The organism is Lutispora sp. QWL-02 (assembly GCF_058315355.1).
Genome location: NZ_CM177762.1, coordinates 910,860 through 932,731 on the forward strand (window position 1 = coordinate 910,860; position 21,872 = coordinate 932,731).

Annotated in this window: 12 protein-coding genes and 1 pseudogene; all 13 read left to right on the forward strand. The window is 40.9% G+C overall.

Annotated features, from left to right (window positions below; translation table 11 throughout):
* Window positions 1-159: 159 nt before the first annotated feature.
* The 13 genes and pseudogenes from AC4HCY_RS04090 (at window position 160) to AC4HCY_RS04150 (ending at window position 21,769) form a co-directional block, all read left to right on the forward strand.
* Complete coding sequence (locus tag AC4HCY_RS04090) at window positions 160-999, forward strand: AraC family transcriptional regulator (protein WP_323431090.1); 840 nt, start codon at window positions 160-162, stop codon at window positions 997-999.
* Between the two features lie 285 nt (window positions 1,000-1,284).
* Window positions 1,285-1,884 (forward strand): TetR/AcrR family transcriptional regulator, encoded by a 600-nt coding sequence (locus tag AC4HCY_RS04095; protein ID WP_491095445.1) that lies wholly within the window; start codon window positions 1,285-1,287, stop codon window positions 1,882-1,884.
* Window positions 1,885-1,890: 6 nt separating this feature from the next.
* Complete coding sequence (locus tag AC4HCY_RS04100) at window positions 1,891-4,263, forward strand: HelD family protein (protein WP_323431088.1); 2,373 nt, start codon at window positions 1,891-1,893, stop codon at window positions 4,261-4,263.
* 10 nt (window positions 4,264-4,273) lie between these two features.
* Complete coding sequence (locus AC4HCY_RS04105) at window positions 4,274-4,510, forward strand: acyl carrier protein (RefSeq protein WP_323431087.1); 237 nt, start codon at window positions 4,274-4,276, stop codon at window positions 4,508-4,510.
* Between the two features lie 201 nt (window positions 4,511-4,711).
* On the forward strand, window positions 4,712-5,014 hold the full coding sequence (locus tag AC4HCY_RS04110; RefSeq protein ID WP_323431086.1) for an LPS biosynthesis protein: 303 nt from the start codon (window positions 4,712-4,714) through the stop codon (window positions 5,012-5,014).
* An 8-nt stretch (window positions 5,015-5,022) separates the two neighbouring features.
* Entirely contained in the window at window positions 5,023-5,589 is a 567-nt protein-coding gene (locus AC4HCY_RS04115) for a YdcF family protein (RefSeq protein WP_323431085.1), read from the forward strand.
* Between the two features lie 226 nt (window positions 5,590-5,815).
* Complete coding sequence (locus AC4HCY_RS04120; RefSeq protein ID WP_323431084.1) at window positions 5,816-7,168, forward strand: RNA-binding domain-containing protein; 1,353 nt, start codon at window positions 5,816-5,818, stop codon at window positions 7,166-7,168.
* Window positions 7,169-7,448: 280 nt separating this feature from the next.
* A pseudogene (locus tag AC4HCY_RS04125) lies at window positions 7,449-8,134 on the forward strand (PDDEXK nuclease domain-containing protein); the annotation flags it as partial.
* A gap of 465 nt (window positions 8,135-8,599) precedes the next feature.
* A complete protein-coding gene (locus AC4HCY_RS04130) occupies window positions 8,600-10,135 on the forward strand; it encodes a site-specific DNA-methyltransferase (RefSeq protein WP_491095446.1) in 1,536 nt (511 codons plus the stop codon).
* Window position 10,136: 1 nt separating this feature from the next.
* Window positions 10,137-13,106, forward strand: coding sequence for a type III restriction-modification system endonuclease (locus AC4HCY_RS04135; RefSeq protein WP_323431082.1), 2,970 nt, complete (start codon window positions 10,137-10,139; stop codon window positions 13,104-13,106).
* 21 nt (window positions 13,107-13,127) lie between these two features.
* On the forward strand, window positions 13,128-16,580 hold the full coding sequence (gene addB, locus AC4HCY_RS04140; RefSeq protein ID WP_491095447.1) for a helicase-exonuclease AddAB subunit AddB: 3,453 nt from the start codon (window positions 13,128-13,130) through the stop codon (window positions 16,578-16,580).
* Window positions 16,573-20,343: a helicase-exonuclease AddAB subunit AddA gene (gene addA, locus AC4HCY_RS04145; RefSeq protein WP_491095448.1), complete on the forward strand. Its 3,771-nt coding sequence runs from the start codon at window positions 16,573-16,575 to the stop codon at window positions 20,341-20,343. The genes addB and addA overlap by 8 nt, the downstream gene beginning before the upstream one ends.
* Window positions 20,291-21,769 carry a sigma-54 interaction domain-containing protein gene (locus tag AC4HCY_RS04150; protein ID WP_491095449.1) on the forward strand — a complete coding sequence of 493 codons (1,479 nt, stop codon included), beginning with the start codon at window positions 20,291-20,293 and terminating at the stop codon, window positions 21,767-21,769. Before addA ends, AC4HCY_RS04150 begins: the two co-directional genes overlap by 53 nt.
* Window positions 21,770-21,872: the final 103 nt, after the last annotated feature.

Here is a 21,872-nt window from a genome sequence, read left to right on the forward strand (position 1 = left end):
AAATGTCAAGAAGGCACGTCACTTTTACTTTAATTACAGGGTGTCGTCAGAGTCATGATAAATAACGGCTGATTATATCATGTAAGACAAATCAAAGCATTCTATGACAGGAAAACTGCCCCCAAAATTGGTATTGTATATTTGTGAGGAGATGATCGAATGGATTGGATACGAAGCCTTAATAGAGCAATAGGTTATATAGAAGATAATTTGCTTACGGATTTAAGCTGTGAAGACATAGCGGAGCATATCTATTCATCGAGCTTTCACTTTCAGAGGGTGTTTAGTTTGCTGACTCAAATGACAGTCGGAGAGTATATAAGAAACAGGCGCCTTTCTCTGGCCGGGCAGGAGCTGATAATGTCAAAGGCAAGGGTTATCGATATCGCTTTGAAGTACGGATATGATACGCCTGAAAGCTTCACAAAAGCATTCAGCAGATTCCATGGAATAACCCCGATTCAAGCAAAAAGGGAAGGCTCTAATCTAAAATCCTTTAATCGTCTTATCATTAAAATTGAATTGGAGGGTGGTAGTATTATGGACTATAAGATTGTTAAAAGAGAGGAATACACTGTTATTGCTAAAACAAGATATTTCACTTCAGAAAACAGCCAGCAAGAAATTCCTAAGTTCTGGTCTGAATATTTTGCAAATGGTTTGCATGAAACTGTATGCGCTATGCTTGGGATTTGTGAACAACAAAAGACGGGTACTAAAGAGTTTCGTTATGGTATAGGCTGCGAATGCGGTGATGATGACCAAGTGCCGGAAGGCTTTGAAAAGCTGATTATTCCGGCATATACATGGGCGGTTTTTAAATGTGTCGGACCAATGCCCCGTACCATTCAGAATACATGGAAAAGAATATACAGCGAATGGCTTCCCCAATCAGAATATGAGTTGATCCCGGATTATGATATCGAGTTATATAGCGATGGAGATAACCAGAGTGAAGATTATATCAGCGAGATCTGGATACCGGTAAAAAAGAGATAATAGAAGATTAAAATACAGCCTATATAATTATGCAGTGAGATAAAAATCCGGTTAGGGCAGTCCTCCATAGGACAGTATAAAACAAAATGCTATATGGGCAATGCCAAGCAAGATGTCTATAAACAAGGTATCGTTCAAGCCGAATGGTGCCTTATTTTTTATTGAGATACGAAGACAAAAAATCAAATTAGCATAGGAAAACAGTGCTATTGACATTTGCCCAAAACGGATGTAAACTCTAATTACCATTGGTAATTACCGATGGTAATTAGAGAGGTGTTTGCCATGAAAAAAAGTATAACAAAAGAACAAATTATTGAAACCGCACTGGATTTGCTCAAAGACAAAAGCGATATCAGGAGCGTAAATCTGCGGGAAATTGCGCGTGTTCTTGGATGCGCTCACACGAATTTATATAATTATTTTCCCTCCTTTAACGATTTGCTATGGGAAGCGCATATGGAAATAGAGAATCAGTTTATCAAGAAAATAGCCTTAGAGCTTGAAAGCGTACAGGATGATAAGCTCAAGTTTTATCAGTTCTATTTTTCTTTATCGGAGCTTTATTTAGATCACAAGGGCTGGTTCCGTCTTGCATGGCTTGATTATATTGATGATGCGCGGCCGGAGCAGGATAAAATTACTACAGAAAAAGCAGTAAAAACGATGGTTGAAATACTGGAAAGCATCTGGCTTGGTATTTATCCTAACGCTCCTGCCCGGGAACGCATACACAGCGTTCTGCATGATGTGCATTGCTATATAGTCGGTGAAGTGTCAAACTTCATAAACGGCAGAGGGTTAATACAAGATAGCGAAATGCTCAAAAGGCATATCGCAGAAACTGCCGTAATCTTTTTTACTCTGGCTTTAAAGGAGGAGTAACTTCCTATGCAATATTATGAACGGGAGCTAGCTAATGAACTGGAGTATTTTCAAAAAACGATTGCACTGGTAAAAACACAGCTGGAAAAAAAGCTTGAAACCAGTGAGCGCAGCAGGGGCAATCTTCTCTCGTCCAGAAAAGAAATGTGGGATGAAGCCGCGCATTCATCGGACGATTTTGACAATGTAGTAGAAATATCCCAATATTTAGAAGAACTGAATATGAAAACAGCATCTTATCTTGCCGGAACTAATGAAATACAAAAGCTGGAGAAGATGCAGGATTCCCCTTACTTTGCCCGGGTTGATTTTAGGGAAGCCGATACGCAAGAAAAAGAGAAAATATATATTGGCCGTTACTCTTTAATTGATGATGACACGCATAACATGTATGTATTTGACTGGCGCTCACCTATCGCCGGCATTTTCTATCGTTATGAGCTTGGTCAGGTGCAGTATCAAGCGCCTGGGGGCATTATACGCGGCAATGTTTCACTAAAACGTCAATACGAGATAAAGCGGGGAAAGTTTGAATACTTCTTTGATGCCAATGTACAAATTGTTGATGAATTTCTAAGGAAGATGTTGTCAAAAAACGCTTCGTCCAGGATGACCAGCATCGTAGAAACCATACAGAAAGATCAGGACATTATTATCCGTGATTCTAAAAATGAGCTTTTAATGGTTCAGGGGGTGGCAGGAAGCGGCAAAACATCGGTAGCTCTGCACCGTGTAGCATATTTGATGTATCAAGGGCTGTCATCAAAGCTATCATCAAATAACATTGCAATCCTTTCTCCAAACGCCCTGTTTGCAAAATATATCTCAAATGTCCTGCCGGAGCTTGGGGAGGATAATGTTGAAACCTTGACTTTTGAGGAAATTTGCAATCAGGTATTTGGAAAGGGTTTCCAAATGGCTCAAACAAGAAACCAGTTTTTTGAACAGCTTATTACCTGTACTATCGGCACACAAAAAGATTTTATGAAATCCAGCATGGAGTTCAAGGCTTCCAATACGTTTGTCACCATGTTGAAGAGACTTGTTACTTACTATGAACGCAAATTAATTCCCTTCGGTGATGTTGCCTATAACCATCAACAGCTTTTTGACAGGCATTTATTAAAAGCAAAACTGCTCAATGGGGATGCCCGGACACCAATTGCCTTAAGGCTAAAGCAAATAGAAACGATGATTCTGCAGGAAATCCGGAAAGAAAGCAAATTCCGCCTTGCAGAGCTGGAATGGTTTATAGATAAATATCCGGACCATATCTATGAATCCCAGGCGTTTGCAAGAATGCTTTCCATCAGAGAAAACAGAATCTTGCTTGCATGTATCCGCAAATTTACGGAAATTGATTACGAAGCTCTTTACCGCAAAATGTTCCATGATAAAAACCTGTTTTATGCTCTGGCAAAGGGATTAGAACTGCCGGAAAATATGGAAGAGATCAGACTGCAGACAGATGAATTGTTATCGCTCAAAAGTCCCCAATATGAGGATGCTTTGGCTATTGCATTTTTGAAGATAAAATTGGCCGGCTGTGATTCCTATAAAAATATAAAGCAGGTCGTCATAGATGAGGTGCAGGACTATTATCCGATTCATTTTGAAATCTTGAGTTTGTTATTTCCTAAAGCCAAATATACGGTTTTGGGCGATGTCAATCAGACCATTGAAAAACAAACTGCATTGACCTTCTATGAGGATGTAGAGCGAATTTTAGATAAAAAATCATCTGCATTGCTTACATTATCAAAGAGCTTCCGTTGTACCAATCAAATTATCGCTTTCAGCACAAAATTTATCACTGAACTAACCCGCCCTAAGACCCCCGCCTCTATAGGCGGCGGGTGTCAAGGGCGGTTAAGTCCAGTATGGACTCGGCTAACATTCAGTGGAGGGTTGAATCCCCCGCTGAATGAAGTCTCGTTCAATGATAAGCCAGTAAAACAGGAATGTTTCAGCCGGGATGGAGTTCTGCCCGAAATTATATACGGTGCCAATCGAGCGGATCTGGACGAGGGATTAAAAGAGTTTATAGAAAGCATGAAAGAGCAAGGTTATAAGTCTATCTGCATCTTATGTAAGAGCTTGAAAGAATCAGCCGCATTGTACAGCAGAATAAAGAATTCGACGGATGTGGTTTTAATGGATGACACCTTTATCACGGAGCTATCCGGCACGTTTATTATCCCCATTTATATGGCCAAGGGATTAGAGTTCGATGCTGTCCTTGTTTATGATGTTGACGATACCCATTATCGATCTGCCGATGATAAAAAATTGCTCTATATCGCATCCACAAGAGCATTGCATAGGCTGGCCCTGTTTTATATGGGCAAGCAAAGTCGATTTTTGATTGAGAGTGAATAGGAGGATGACCATGACGATTGAAAAAGTAGCATATATTCTTGCTGAAATCCTGGGAGAAGATGAAGAAGATATAACGGAACAGACAGAATTTACAGAGGAATACGGCATCGAACCTATTGATGTCGCAAAGCTGATCATAGCCGTTGAAAAGAAATTCGGTATCACAATACATGATGATGAGGCCGCAGGCTTTCAAAATGTGGGCGATGTGGTAAGGCATATAGATAAAGTTCGTGAAATCTATTAAGTAACAATATTAAAAAGGGAGTGCGCCAGTGTAACTTTACTATATATAACGTGAAGAAGATTTTACAGCAATAGCTGCTATGTAGAATATTTAATGCGTTATATATAGCAAAACAATCATTTGTTTGAGATTGATATAAGGATGATGTAAAATAGATTCAAGGATTATAACTGAAAACTTATATCATGCGGAGGAGATAAAATGATCATCGATAATAACCCGAAAGAAAAGGAAGCTATGAAGGCCTTTTATAAAGGCGACCGCTCCCTTGGGCATAAGATTCAAGATGAATTTGTAGAAGAATTAAGAGCAAGCTTAGGGAAAACAGATCATTGCTCATGTCAAAAAGCATGTAAATATCATGGAAAATGCATAGAATGTGTTGCCATACACAGGGCCCACAGAGAGCATCTCCCCAATTGCTTTAGAAGTATGGTCAATGAAAGGATTGAAAAACTTTCTGAGCTGACGGAACACACTGCTTTAGAGCAAATAGAAAAATAATGGATAAAATGAAGAAAAAAATCTTATTCCTGATAATGCTGATGATGCTGTGGTTTATTGGGCATATTGCAGTTATCGTTATAGATGGATTGAATGATGAACTGGGATACGCAGATGCAGCCGTCGTGCTGGGGAACAAGGTGGAACTAAATGGTGAGCCTTCAGTACGGTTAAAGAATAGGTTGGATAAAGCAGTAGAATTGTATGAGAAGAAATACTTTAAATATATTATTGTGAGTGGAGGTATAGGCAAGGAAGGTTATGACGAGGCTAAAGTGATGAAGGATTACCTGGTGGGCATGGGAATTCCCGGAGATAGCATCATTGTAGACAGCAAAGGCAATAATACGTTTATGACGGCGAAGAATTCTAAAGAGATCATGACAAAGAGTGATTTCAGTTCAGTAATGGTCATTTCTCAGTTTTATCATATAACGAGATGTAAGCTGGCTTTTAGAAGGGTCGGCTTTGAAAAGGTATATGCGGGCCATTCCAGCTTTTTCCAGATAAAAGATATTTATTCCTTGATAAGGGAATTCTTTGGATACTATAAATATTTATTTATGAAAATATGAAGCAATGAGCTTATAATAGCTTGATGACCAATGCTTATCTTAAAACAGTATTCTCACTTGCTGACACTGATATTAATGGGCAGTAAAGCTGGTAGCAAGAGAGATGACTAAAGTATTGAAAACAGTATAATGTAAAGAATATGTAATAATTTGACGACAGATACCTACTTGCTATCACTGGTATATAGTGATAAAATTGGTGATAGCAAGACAGGTAGGTGATATAATGGATTTTACAGAAAATATAAATATGGAGCTAAAAGAGACATTTACCGATGATATAAAAAAAGAGGCAATTGCATTTGCCAATACCCATGGAGGTATAATTTATATCGGTATCGCTGATGATGGAAATATTGTCGGCGTAAAAATGCCAAATGATGTGCTGCTGCAAGTCACCAATGCCTTTCGCGATTCCATCAAGCCTGATATTACGATGTTTACCGATTGTATGATAGAAGAAATTGAAGGTAAGCAAGTCATTAAAATCTCTGTACAGCGAGGTGTCAGCCGTCCTTATTATTTATCGGACAAAGGCTTAAGACCTTCGGGGGTATATGTCCGTCAGGGAAGCTCAAGTGTTCCTGCCTCAGAAGATGCAATCCGCCAAATGATAAAGGAAACAGACGGAGATACTTATGAAAAGGCTCGCTCGCTCGATCAGGAGCTGACATTTAAATATACTATAGATGAAATGGCAAAGCGAGGTATGGCGTTTGGAGAAGTGCAGCAAAAAACATTAGGAATTATTGGAGATGACGGGCTTTATACCAATTTGGGATTGCTGCTGTCTGATCAGTGTGTCCACTCAATAAAAGCCGCATATTTTCAAGGAACTGAAAAAAGTATCTTTATGGATCGCAAAGAATTCTGCGGCTCTCTTTTAGAGCAATTAGCATCAGCTTATCAATACATAGATTTACTAAATAAAACAAAAGCCATGTTTTTAGGGCTGAATCGGGTTGACAAGAGGGATTATCCGCCGGAAGCAATACGCGAGGCTTTGCTAAATGCTATAGTACATAGAGATTATTCTTTCAGCGGAAGCACTTTGATCAACATATATGAAGATCGTATGGAGCTTGTTTCATTGGGTGGTTTGGTTTCCGGATTATCTTTAGATGCGGTTATGCTGGGAGTATCTCAATCAAGAAATGAGAGGCTGGCTAATTTGTTTTATCGTTTGAGGTTGATTGAAGCATATGGCACAGGGATAGGAAAGATGATTTCCAGCTATCGGGATGCTGGCCTTATGCCTGCCATCAAAGCCGCTGACGGAGCTTTCCAGGTGGTGCTTCCAAACATTAACTATAATCATGAAGCATATGAAATGCATGAAACTGCTTCTGATAATAACAAATATGCAATTCCTAAAAAAAGCGAGCTGAAGCAGCAATATAAGAAAGTCATGGAATTTATTGAAAGCAATGGGAGCATAGCCCGAAAGGATGTTCAAGATCTCTTGAATGTGGGACAAACAAGAGCGTTAGCAATTTTAAATGAAATGGCGGATGCCGGATATATCAAAACAATAGGAAGCGGCAAAAAGACAAAATATCATCTTGAACAGAAGCGCTGATTCATATTATTTTACCGGGTTATACCGGTTTTTTTATAATGCATAGGAAAGTTTAAATTTCCTTAATCTACACTTTCCGTTAAAGGCCTTTCTTATTTCACTGTCAGCATTTGGACAGCTATTATGATATAATTATTAAAGTGGATAGATTTTTCATGAGGCTGCTAAGAATGAAATTGAAAAATATGAGGAAGGTAAATCATCAAGAGATAAGTCTTATTCTATGGAGAATATTTAAAAAGTATTTTTTAGATTTGATGTACAGTTTGGGGGAAAAATAATGGATAGGGTTTCACAACATGGCACTCAAATTTTCACAGAAATAAGAAAAGTAATGTTGGAAGCTAGAAAAAATGTAGCCCAAAAGGTAAACACTGAATTGCTTAATGCTTATTGGCAGATAGGAAGGATAATAGTTGAACACGAACAGGATTCGGAAGAACGTGCAGCTTATGGCAAAAGATTGTTAAGTAAACTATCTAAAGAATTAACAAAAGAATTTGGCAAAGGGTTTTCTGTTTCAAATTTACAATTTATGAGGCGATTTTATCAAGAGTATCCAATTCAGCAGACACTGTCTGTTAAATTGAGCTGGTCTCATTACTGCGAACTTTTAAGCATTTCAGGTTTACAAAAAAGATCGTTCTCTGAAAAGGAAGCTGTTAATTCTAAATGGTCTGTTCGTGAATTAAAAAGACAAATAAATACTTCACTTTTTGAACGTATTTTACTATCGGAAGGAAAAATAAATAAAGAAACAGTTTTAGCATTATCCCAAAAAGGTATCAAGGTTTCTAAGGCAGAAGATCTTATGAAGGATCCTTATGTATTTGAATTTCTTGGTATGCCTGAAAATAAACCAATGATGGAAAGTGATTTAGAGGAAGCTTTAGTTAAACATATAGAAAATTTCTATTAGAACTAGGCAGAGGCTTCGTGTTTGTGGGGACTCAACAGAGATTAACTGATGAGGTGGAAGCTGTTCTTGAAGAATGGCATGAAGAAGGTAATTAGGTTTTAAACCTTTGAAACTGGTATCTATTGAAGTCAGAAGAGAAAAATAGGAGGTTAATAGATGTTCAAAGAAGAAATTCAGTACAATCATAATGCAAAACCTAATAGCAGATAGATCCAGAGATTAAAAAAGGAATTTCCTCAATATTTTGATAAGGACGGAAATTTTCTAATAGATAGGTTTAAGGAAATGTTATCCCAAGAAGATGTAGACGTAGAAAGAGAAGGCTATGAACTGCGATTCTTGGGAAAGAGCTATGCCAAATATCTTACATCTACTGCAACAACAACAGTTATAACACCTGATTTAGAACATAATAATAAACCTGAGAATAAAGATAGCGAGAATATTTATATAGTTGGGGATAATCTAGATGCTATAAAGCATTTGCTAAAATCCTATAGTGGGGAAATAAAATGTATTTACATAGATCCTCCTATAATACAGGTTCAGATGGTTTTGTATATCCTGACAACTTCAAATTTACCAAGGAGTCACTGGCAGATGCCATAGGAATTGAAGAAGATGAAGCGGAAAGGATTCTTGGAATGGCGGGTAAAAGTACCCATTCTGCATGGCTGACTTTTATGTATCCCAGACTTATGCTGGCAAGGGATTTACTTTCTGATGACGGAGTAATTTTTATCAGTATTGATGATAATGAACAGGCAAATTTAAAGCTGATTTGTGATGACATCTTTGGTGAGGGGAATTTTGAAGGGCATATTCACTGGCGAAGACGGCATAATCAACCGAATGATAAGACAAAAATGATTGGATTGGTTGCTGAACATATTATTGTTTATGCTAAAGATAGTACCTTTTTAAAGAAAATCGGAGTTGGCAAAGTAGAGCTAACTGGAGACTTTAGTAATCCGGATAATGATCCAAAAGGGGATTGGGCTTCCAAACCATGGAAAGTAGGTTCAGATCAATCTGGAAGCAGATATATAATAATAACACCCACAGGTAAGATTCTTGATGAGGAGTGGATGGGGGATGAAGATAGTTATAATACGTTCTTAAAAGAAGGGCGTATTTATTTTCCAAATGATGGTGATGGAATGCCAAGGAAAAAATACTATAAAAAAGAACGTTTAGAAGAAGGACAATGTGCGACTAATTGGTGGGCACATGACATTTTTGGGCATAATCAAGGTGCAAATAATTGTATAACAGAATTATTCGGTTTTAAGAATGCTTTTAGCAACCCTAAACCAGTAGAGCTTTTAAAAGGGGTAGTAAACCTAAGTAGCATAACCGATGATTTTTATGTACTCGACTTTTTCTCCGGTTCCGCTACTGCTGCACATGCAGTAATGGAGCTTAATGCAAACGATGCGAATATTGAAAAAAACAGAGGCAAGCGAAAATATATTATGGTGCAGTTGCCCGAAACCATTGAAAAAGACAAACCCGCATATAAAGAAGGATATTACACCATCGACGAAATAGGACGTGCTCGTATAGACAAAGCTGCTTTGAAGATAAAAGAAGAAACAGGGGCAGACATTGACTATGGGTATAAATTATATCGATTAAGCCAACCATCGGATAAGACTCTCGATAAAATTGTAGCGTTCGATCCCCATGAGATATTAATCCTGGAAGATATGACTCAAAGCTTTGAATTTGGTGATGTACCTGGAAGATATACCATACTTACTACTTGGATGAATATGGATGGATACGGTCTGACTTCAAAAGCAGGTAAAATACGCTTGCATCAATACGAAGCATATGTTATTTATGATTCTTTATATATAATTGACCCAGGACTAGCTACAGATGATGTAATGGAAATGATAAAAAAAGTTGAAGATGGAAGCCTTAATATATCAAGGATTGTTCTATATCCTTATTCCATTATCTTTAATGTGCTGCATGAGCTTAAGAAGAATATAGCAAATCTGCGGAATAATAGAAATATCGTTGTAGTCGAGAGGTATTGATATGGATATTCAATTAAAGATATTGCCTCACCAGATAGAATGCCTAAAAGCTATCACCTCTGTTTTTGGGGATGTTCGTATTACAAGCAACAATCCTATTTACCAAAACCCTATTATTGATTTAGAGGATGAGAAGCTTCAAGAAAATATAGATAGGATATGGGATGGAGAAGATTTGGAATTAAAACCAATTCCAAAGTCCATGAGAAGAAGATTAGAACATAAAATATTAGGCATTGATGCAAAGCTTGAGACCGGTACAGGGAAGACCTATATCTACACTAGATTGATGTATGAGCTTCATAAACAGTATGGATTCAATAAATTTATCATACTGGTGCCATCCACACCCATAAAGGAAGGCACAAGGAATTTTATTGAGGCGGATTATTCCAAAAAGCATTTCGCCGACCTTTATCCCTTAGCCACTTTAAAACTGGAAGTTTTAAATGCCCAAAAATCAAGCAATTCTGGTAGAAAGATGTTTCCATCTTGCATATCTGAATTTGCAAGGGGCAGTAGACTGGAAAGAAATAGAATCAATGCACTTTTGATGTCCGATAGTATGTTGCTTTCTAAGAGAACCATGGAAAAGGATGATTATGATCAGACTATATTCGGTACTTTTACCCAACCCTATAAAGCTTTGGAAGAGACCAGGCCTATTGTAATCATAGATGAGCCTCATCGTTTTAAAAGGGAAAACAAGGCCTATAAATGCATTGAAGAACAATTAAAGCCTCAGTGTATTATTCGATTTGGAGCTACTTTTCCTGATATTCCAAATTCAGAAGAAAAGGATTATAATAATTTGGTCTATAATCTGGGAGCTTGCGAAGCTTTTAATGAAACTTTGGTTAAAGGAGTAGCTGTCCAGACTTTAGAGAATGCAGATACAGATGACTGCAAAATTAAACTAATGAACATGACCTATAAACCACGCTCCTGCGTTTTTAGAGATGAAACAACAAAGCAGAATTTTACCATGGAAGTTGGAGATTTTCTCAGTATCATTGATGATAAATTTGGAGGCATATCTATAGCTTCTATTTGGCAGACTGATGATCCAAATATATCAAGAGGTGTCACCCTATCCAATGGCCTGATTTTGCAAAAAGGCGACATAATATATTCTTCAGTCTATGGGGCAACCTATCAAGAACTAATGTTGAAGCAAGCTGTTGATAATCACTTTAAACAGGAAAAAGAAAATTTTTTGAGAGGAAACAAGATAAAAACTTTGTCATTATTTTTTATTGACAGTATCTATTCTTATCGGGGTGATGAGAATGATGGTGCATTGAGATTGAAGTTTGAAGAATTATTAATAGAGAAAATCCAAGAGGAAATTAAAAATATTGAAACAGAAGGCTCAGAAAATTTTAGATTAACGGAATACAAGGAATATCTTGAAGCATCTCTGGTTGATATAAAAAAGACTAATGGTGGTTATTTTGCGGAGGATAACTCTACTAAAGATGAGGATGTTCAGTATGAAGTAGATAAGATATTGAGAGATAAAGAGTCATTGCTTTCCTTCAAAAATGAATGGGGAAAATGGAATACTATGAGATTTATTTTCTCTAAATGGACCCTCAGAGAAGGCTGGGACAATCCTAATGTATTCCAAATTGCAAAGCTTCGCTCCAGTGGCAGTGAAATCAGCAAGCTTCAAGAAGTTGGGAGAGGTTTGCGATTACCGGTAGATGAACATGGTCATCGTATGGAAAGAGAGCAGTTTTACCTAACATATTTGGTAGATCATTCAGAAAAATCCTTTGCAGATAGCTTGGTTTCAGAAATCAACAAAGATGGGAAAGCTATAAATAGCTTGAAAGGCTTAATCAGTGAGGTTGCCAAGAGTAGAAATACGGAAGAGAGCAAGCTATTTGGAGAGCTTTTAATGGCAGGCCTTGTAGATATGGAAATGAACATTATTCCCCAAAAAAGAGATGAGTTGATAGAAAAATATCCTGAGTTTAATACAGGTGTTAAAGAAGACAAAATAATTGATATAAGCAAAGGCAAGAATGTCAAAGTTAAGATTCGTTCGGAACGATTTAGTGAGATTAAAGAACTATGGAATAAGATCAATCAAAAATATTATTTAAAACTAGATGAAATATCAGAAGAAGAACTGCAGCAAGCTATTCTAAAAATTCTTGAATCGGGGATTTATGACAAGCAAATAGTATATGTTACTGAGAGGAGAACGGCTAAACGTAATGTTGGAGTGACTCTTAAAGAAGAAATTGCAGGTTATCATGCCGTAGAAGATTTAATGCCATATAATGAATTCTTGACCAGGGCCGGCAAAAGTACGGGGATGTCCATAATAATCCTTCATAAAGCCATTACTCTGTATTCAAAATCCCATGAACTACAAAAAGATTTCTTTAATAGAGTTACTCTTCAAAATTTGATTGACAAATTTCAGGAATGGCTGGAAACTGCATTACTAAAACGATTCAGCTATAGAAATATGGGTATTGAGCCTAAAGAAACGGCGTTGACAGACATTAACGGAAGAGTTAAAGATTCAATTGTTCAGGGCAGTTTAGGCATTATGAAAGATGAAGGAGCTGTAGTACCCAAAAGATTTCTCTTTGATAGTTTTGTATATGATTCGCCAAAGGAACGCGAAAATATTAGCAGAAGTGATATAGATGAAGTCGTGGTATTTGGTAAGATACCAAGGCGAAGCATACAAGTTCCTCTCTATTATGGAGGGACAACGAGTCCGGATTTTATGTATCTGCTTAAGAAAAAAGATGGAGATTGTGTAATCAACTTTATTGTGGAGACGAAAGATATTCAGAAGAAAAGCGGACTCAGAGATGACGAAAATATGCGTATAGAATCAGCAAGGGCATTTTTTAAGGCAATGAAGGCAGACGGCCTTAATGTGACTTTTGAAAAGCAAATGAAAAATGATGATATAGTTAAGTTGATAAAAAAGCTGATATATTAAAAAGACTAAGGCGGTGATGAGATGAGCCTTCGTATAATATATGGCAGAGCGGGTTCCGGCAAGAGCCGTTTTTGCATAGAGGACATAAAAAGCAGCAAGAGAGAGAATCCGGATAAGATCCTCATCCTCATGGTGCCGGAGCAGTTTACCCTTCAGGGGGAGAAGAACCTGGTAAGGGCATTGGGAGCTTCGGGCATCGGAGAGGCCGAGGTGCTGAGCTTTAAGAGGCTTGCCCGCCGCATATTGGATGAAGTGGGCGGCGGGGCCAGGCAGCATGTCAACTCTGCCGGCAAGGCCATGATAATCCACAGCATACTGGAGAAAAGCAAGAGCAGCTTCAAGGCCTTCGGCAGGTCTGCAGGCCAGCGGGGCTTCGTGGATAGGATGGCTGGCATGCTCAGCGAGTTTAAGCGGTATAACATAACCCCTGATTTGCTTGACGAAACCAAGAATTTGATAGATGACAGATTTTTGAAAGACAAGCTGGAGGACTTGCTGCTCATATATAAAAGTTATGATGAAATAGTCCACAGCAGGTACATAGATACGGATGACGATCTGACAATTCTGGCCCGCCGCATGGAAAAGAGCGATAAGCTGGCGGGAGCTGAGATATGGATAGATGAATTTTCCGGCTTTACACCCCAGGAATATGAAATAATAAAAAAGCTTTTGTTGCTGTGCTCCAGGGTAAATATTTGCCTCTGCACGGACTGCCTTGCCGGTGATGAGAAGATTCAGGACGTGGATGTTTTTTCTCCCACTAAATATACAGGCAGCCGCCTTGCTGAGCTTGCAAAGGAAATGGGAATAGATGTGGAGAGGCCTGTCAGCATGCAGGGGGATATACCCTATAGGTTCACACGTAATAAAGCCATAGCCCATCTTGAGAGAAACTTTTTTTCTTATCCTTACCAGGTATACAGGGAAAAGACCGGCAGCTTAGGCATACTGTCTGCGGCTAATCCCTACAGCGAGGTTGAGGCTGCAGCACGGCAGATCATACATCTTTGCAGGGATAAAGGCTTAAGGTACAGGGATATGGCGGTGGTGACCAAGGATCTGGACAGCTATGAAAAGCTGGTCAGGATCATATTCGAGGAATATAAGATACCTTTTTTTATAGACAAAAAAAGAGCGGTCTCCGACCATCCTCTGGCAATGCTGGTGCTCTCGGCTCTGGCCATAATACAAAAGAATTTTGCATATGAAACTGTTTTCAGATATCTTAAAACAGGCCTTTCCGGCATAGGGACGGAAGAGGTGGACCTTTTGGAGAACTATGTACTGGCCAACGGCATAAGAGGAAGTCAGTGGTACAGCGAGGGCGAATGGAGCTACAGGCTCAATTATTCCTTTGGGGATGAGGACGCCGGGGAAAATGAGAAAGCTATAATAGAGAAAGTGAACCATATAAGGCACAAGGTGGCGGAGCCTTTGCTGGAGCTCAAAAAAGGATTGAAGGAAGCCAAGTTGGCTCCTGATGCTTGTCTATGCTTATATGAGTTTTTATGCCATATAGGCATTCCTGACAGGGTGGAAGAGCTGGCTGAAAAATACAGAGAGCAAAAACAGCTTGAAGCAGCAGAGGAATATAAGCAGATATGGGATGTGATAATCCAGGTCCTTGATCAGATAGTTGAGGTAAGCGGAGATGAAAACATGACTCTTGAACGCTTATCCGGATTTTTGAACATTGGCTTTTCCCAATATGATATGGGGCTTATCCCCCATTCCGGCGATCAGCTTTTGGTGGGCAGCATAGACAGGTGGAGAAGCCATGAGATAGAGGCTTTGTTTATACTTGGGGTGAATGACGGGGTATTCCCTTCGGCAGTCAGGGATGAGGGCATGCTGTCGGACAAGGACAGAGAGATGTTGAAGTCTTTGGGGCTGGAGCTGGCGTTGGATACCAAGACCAAGGCTTTTCAGGAGCAATACCTGCTGTATACCACTCTCACCAAGGCAGGCAGATACCTCAGGATAAGCTATCCTGCGGCGGACCATGAGGGGAAGGCTCTGAGACCGTCCTATGTCATCGGAAAATTGAAGAGGATTTTTCCCAACCTGGAGAGCATGAGCACCATATTGGGAGATGGAGAAGCTATGGACCTCATAGGGCCTCCCCTGCCTTCCTTTAATTATCTCATAGGTTTTTTGAGGAACCTCGCAAATAATGATAAAGATGCAGACCTCTGGAAGGATGTATATTTATGGTTTTTGCAGAGGAAAGAGTGGCAGGATAAGCTGAGGCATGTAGCTGCGGGACTTCGATATACCAATGATGAAAGACCCCTGGCAAAGGAGAAGGTAAATAAGCTCTACGGCAGTACATATAATTCCAGCGTGTCCCGCCTTGAGCGGTATGCCTCCTGCCCCTTCTCATATTATGTACAATACGGCCTCAGGGCCAAGGAAAGAAAGGTGCTGAAGCTGGAAGCACCCGATATAGGCAGTTTTTTGCACCTTATCATCAGCAGATTTTCCGAAGGCTTGAAAAGGAACAATCTGAGCTGGAAGCATGTGGACGAAGCCTGGTGTCAGGAAGAGATAAATGAAATCATTGAGGAAATATTAGAAAGCATTCCCGGGCTTCCTTTCAGAAGGTCAAAGCGCTACATATATCTTAAGGAAAGGCTGAAAAAGGTGGTGACCCGCTCCATATGGCTTATAGCAGAGCATGTCAAAAAGAGCGGCTTTGAACCGGTAGCCTATGAGATGGCCTTTGGGGAGGCAGACGGCCTCCCAGCCATCACACTGGAGCTTCCTACGGGAGAAAAGATAGCTTTAAAAGGCAGAATTGACAGGATAGACATATTGAAGACGCAAAAAGGCACCTATGTGAGGGTGATAGACTATAAATCCGGCGCCAAAGAATTTAAGCTGTCCGATGTATATAATGGCATTGAACTTCAGCTCATAACCTATCTCAGCGCCATTTGGGAAAAGGGCCTTAAGAGCGGGGATGGCACATATATGCCTGCCGGCATCCTTTACTTTAAACTGGATGATCCGGTATTGCGGATAGATGGCAGAAAGCCTCCTGAGAATATTGAGGATAAGCTGAAGAAAGCTATGAGGATGAAGGGCCTGGTACTGGCGGACAAGGAAATAATCACCGAAATGGATCGGGATATAAAAGGGGATTCCTTGATAATACCTGCGGGCATAACCAAGGACGGAAGCTTGAGCAGCCGGTCCTCTGCCGCAACGGTAGAGCAGTTTGAAAGGCTGAGGAATCATGTGAAGGAAACCCTTGTAAAGCTGTCGGCTGAGATGTTCACCGGCAATATATCCATATCTCCCTATAAAAGGAAGAAGTATATTTCCTGCACCTATTGCCCCTATTCCTCCGTATGCAAATTTGAAGGGGAAACCAACGGCTACCGGCTCATCGGTGATATGAAAGACGAGGAAGTGTGGTCACTTCTGGGCAAAAAGGAAGCAAAGAAGGAGGGTATGGAAATTGGCTGATTGGACCTGTGAGCAGAAATCTGCTATTGAAGTCAGCGGCTGTGACCTGCTGGTTGCGGCGGCAGCCGGAGCGGGCAAGACTGCTGTGCTTGTAGAGAGGATTATCAGAAAAATAATAAATGAAGACAGCCCTATGGACATCGACAATATGCTCATTGTGACCTTCACTAACGCTGCTGCCTCGGAAATGAGGGAGAGGATTGGAGAGGCCCTGGGCAAGGAGCTTGAGAGAAAGCCCGAATCTTTGATGCTTCAAAGACAGATGCTTCTCCTCAACAAAGCCAGCATCACCACCATACATTCTTTTTGCATGGATGTGGTTAAAAATAATTTTCACATGCTGGATCTGGACCCGGATTTTAGAATTGCGGATGAAACGGAAAGCGTACTTTTAAAGCTGGAAACCATTGAGGATCTTTTTGAAGAGAAATATGAAGCGGAGGACCAGGACTTTATCTATCTCCTTGACCGCTACGGGGGAAATAAGGACGATAAAAAGCTCCAGGACATGGTTTTGGATATATTCGAATTTGTGCAGAGCAGCCCATGGCCGGAAGAGTGGCTGAATAAGATGTGCAAAGCATATGATACCGCCGGGGAATGGGATTTTTCCCAGACTCTCTGGGCAAAGATCATAATGGAACATGCTAAACTTGAGATAGAGGGAGCATTAAACCAGCTGTTAAAGGCTGAGAGAATAGCTCATAGAAACTCAGGCTATGAGAAATGTGCGGCCCAGCTGGCAGATGATACAAATATGGTCAGGCAGCTTTTCAAGGCTGCCGGGGGTTCCTGGGATGATCTTTATAATGCCTATGGCGGCATAAATTTCTCCAGGCAGCAGGGTCCGGACAAGACTGCCGATAAAACGGATTATGATGAATTGAAGGACTTGAGGAAGGATGCTAAGGAAAGGATCACGGTACTCGGCGACGGGCTGTTCAACTGCAGCTCAGAGGATATAAAGGGAGATCTGGATGCCCTCCATCCCATCATAGCCACATTATGCAGCCTGGTTTCTTCCTTCGGGGAAATGTATCTGGAGAGGAAAAAAGAAAAGGCCATAATAGACTTTAATGATCTGGAGCATTTTTGCCTCAATATTCTGACCCGGAGGGATGAAGAGGGAATGGTTATTCCTTCTCCTGCCGCTCTGAGCATCAGGGATCGATTCAAGGAGATACTGGTAGACGAATATCAAGACAGCAATCTGGTGCAGGAAGCCATCCTTTCTGCCATATCCAAGAGGGATGAAGGCAATCCCAACATGTTCATGGTGGGAGATGTGAAGCAGAGCATCTATAGGTTCAGACAGGCAAAGCCGGAGCTGTTTCTGGATAAATACAAGAGGTACTCGGAGACGGGCGGCTCATCGCATGAGGGAGGCTCATCGCATGAGGGAGGCTCAAAGGAAAGAAAGATAAAGCTCTTTAAGAACTTCAGAAGCAGAAAAGAGGTTTTGGATGGGGTGAACTTCCTCTTTCGCCAGCTCATGTCCTTATATCTGGGAGAGATAAACTATGATGAAGGAGAATTCTTAAACCCTGGAGCCGTTTTTCCTGATGATGAGGCAGGAAAGGATGAATACGGCCATTCCATAGAGCTGCACATAATAGATATGAAAAAGGATGAGTCCAAGGCGGAGGATGAGCGGGAAGATCAAGTAAGCCGGGAAGGCGGCGCCGCTGAAGACATAGAAGATCTGGATTCCATACAGGTTGAGGCCAGGCTCATCGGAGAAAGGATACTGAGCCTGATGGGTCTGAGGAGCTCTCAGCCTTTCAGAGTTTATGACAAAGATTTGGGCGGCTATAGAAATCTGGAGTATAGGGATATTGTCATATTGCTGAGGACGGTAAAGGGTTGGTCGGAGGTTTTTATGGAGGAACTGGAGGGCATGGGCATACCAACCTTTGCAGATACGGGAACCGGCTTTTTCAAAAGGTCTGAAGTCCAGATAGTCATGTCCTTGCTTCAGATAATCGATAATCCGATGCAGGATATACCTTTGATAGCCGTATTGAAATCCGCTATAGCGGGCTTCTCCTCCGAAGAGCTTATGGATATAAGGCTGGAAGACAAAGAAGTCAGCTTTTATGAAGCATTAAAAAAGATTTCCGGCCGGGGCGATGATCTGGGGAACAAGGCAAAGAGCTTTTTGGAAAGGCTGGATGGCTGGAGAGGAAGATCTGTTCATCTGCCCACCGACGAGCTCCTATGGTATCTCATGCGGGATACGGGTTATTTCAGCTTTGTAGGAGCAATGCCCCAGGGGCATCAGAGGCAGGCCAATCTGAAGGTTTTGTTTGAAAGGGCCAAGCAGTATGAGGAAACAAGCTTCAAGGGACTGTTCAACTTTATAAATTTCATAAACAAGCTTAAGCTGAGCAGCGGAGATATGGGAAATGCCAAGATCCTGGGAGAAAAGGATGATGTGGTAAGAATAATGAGCATACATAAGAGCAAGGGCCTTGAATTTCCCGTGGTCATAATAGGGGGCGCGGGAAAGCAGTTCAATTTGCAGGATGCCAGAAAGACCATGCTGCTTCACGAAGAGCTGGGCTTTGGCATAGACCTGGTGGATCCTCGGGCCAGGATAGCATATTCCACTGTGCCCAAGCTGGCTATACAGCAGAGGATAAAGCTGGAGAGCCTTTCAGAGGAGATGAGGGTGCTCTATGTAGCCTTGACCAGGGCTAAGGAAAAGCTTATCATCACCGGATGTGATAAAAATCTGGAGAGATCAGTAGGCAGATGGGCAGCAGCCCTGGATTCACGGGAGGAAAAGCTAAAGGCGGATATGGTAGCAAGGGGAAGCAGGTATCTGGATTGGATAGGTTTGGCCCTGATACGCCATGAAGATTTCGGCAGCCTGCTTATGGAGTACGGAATAGACGGCAGCGAGGCGCTGAAGATTCATGGAGATGAATCCATGTGGGATATAAAAGCCTGGAAAAAGGAAAGCTTTGTGAGAGAAAAGGCTGAGGAAGAGGAAGCCGAAGATGTAATGGATGTGCTGGAGGAACTGGAAGCGGAGAAGGAAAGCAGAAAGCTGGATGAAGCTGTGGTAAAGAGGCTGGAATGGATATATCCCTATCAGGGCTCTGCCGGGCTTCCTGCCAAGCTGTCTGTCACTGAGCTGAAAAGGATCATTGCAGGAACGGATGAAGATGAAGGAGCAAAAAGCCTGTTCAAATCAGAGTATTTAAAGAAACCGAGATTTCTTGAGGGCAAGAAGGCTCTGGCTTCCGCGGAGCGCGGAAGTATGATGCACTACATAATGCAGCATCTGGATTTATCCGATACCGGCAGCATGGAGGCTATCGGCGCCCAGGTGCAAAGGCTTTATGAAGAGGAATACATAACTGAGGAATGGGCAAGAGCCGCAGATATAAAAAGGATATACAGTTTTTTTTCTTCGCCCCTGGGCCGGAGGATTAAGAACTCTAAAAAGGTTTATAGAGAGATGCCCTTCAATATTGAAGCGAGCCCCAATGAAGTATTCGTCGATGGAGATATGGATGACTCCGAAGAAAAGATACTGATACAGGGCATAATAGACCTGTATTTTGAGGAAGAGGACAGATTAGTGCTTCTGGATTATAAGACGGACTATGTGGACAAAAATAATATAGATGAAGTGATATCCCGCTATAAGACCCAGATAAGCTACTATGAGAAGGCTCTCCAAATTGCACTGAAGAGAGCTGTTGACGAAAAGTATATATATCTATTCCATACAGGCGAAGCAGTTAGAGTGTGAGCCATCGGGAAAGGGGCTGATTATTATTTTTAAAATATTTGATGAGCAGGATAAGGAGCTGGAAGTCATACTGGACAGCATAAAGGATGCCATCACCATAGTGGATAAAGACTGCATCACAAAATACTGGAACAAAGCTGCAGAGAAGATGTACGGCATAAGCCGCAAAGATATAGTGGGAAAGCATATCAGAGAGTTTTTCCCTTCTTCGTTGCTGCCTCGAATAATAAAGGAGGAAAAATCCTATGAGAACATATATAACAGCCCCAGAGAAAGCAGCTTCAACATCATAAGCGCCTCGCCCCTGTATTGCAAAGGGGAACTGGTGGGGGGCCTGAGCCTGGACCGGGACATTACCGATCATATAAGGACTGCGGAGCTTCTGAGCAAGGCCAGGTCCAATCTGGATGTCCTGCAGCAGGAGATCACCGCTATAAATAAAAATCACTCTTCCTTTTCCATGATTTTAGGCAACAGCAGTAAATTTCGAGAAGCGGTAAATCTGGCCAGAGATGTAGCACGCTCCAATATAAATGTGCTGATATGCGGTGAAAGCGGCACCGGCAAGGAGCTTTTTGCCAGAGCCATACATATGGAGAGCGGAAGGGAAGGCCTTTATGTGCCTATAAACTGCAGCGCCATGCCCAATGAGCTCATCGAAAGCGAATTATTCGGGTATGCGGCAGGAGCTTTTACGGGAGCCCTCAAGGAAGGAAGAACAGGCAAGATTGAGCTGGCTCATAAGGGAACTCTTTTCCTGGATGAAATAGGAGATATGCCCCTTCATATGCAGCCCAAGATACTCAGGGTATTGGAGGATGGGGAAGTGACCAAGGTAGGCAGCGAAAAAAGCATCAAAGTAAATATCAGGATAATCGCAGCCACCAATAGAAATCTGAACGAAATGGTAGAGAAGGGAACCTTCAGAAAGGACTTATACTATAGGTTGAATTCCGTGCTTATCAACCTTCCGCCGTTAAGGGAGAGAAAGGATGATATTCCTCTTCTGGCAAACAGGTTTGTTCAGAACTATTGCATGGAATACGGACTGAATATACTGAATATATCCCCCCAGGTAATGGACGCTTTCATACAGCATGATTGGGAGGGCAACGTGAGAGAGCTTGCCAATATCATAGAAAGAATGGTTGTAATTGCAAAAAACAATAAATTGAGCAGCCTGGATGCCAATACGCTGCCGGAAAATATAAATGTAAAAAAGAAGAGCTATAAAGATGCAGGGGACGAAAACCTCAACCCCTACGATTTAAATTATATACTTGCCAATGCAGAAAGGGATGCAGTGGTAAATGCCATGATAATGGCTGAAAATAACAAGTCCGCAGCTGCAAAAATATTGAACATACCGAGAAGCACTTTGTATTTTAAACTGCAGAAATACGGCTTATCTGATGGTTATATATAACGCATTAAATATTCTATATAGCTGTCAGGCTGACTGATAACGATTACTGTAAAATCATTTTCATGTTATATATAGGACCTAAACAATATTTTTTGGTTAGGAT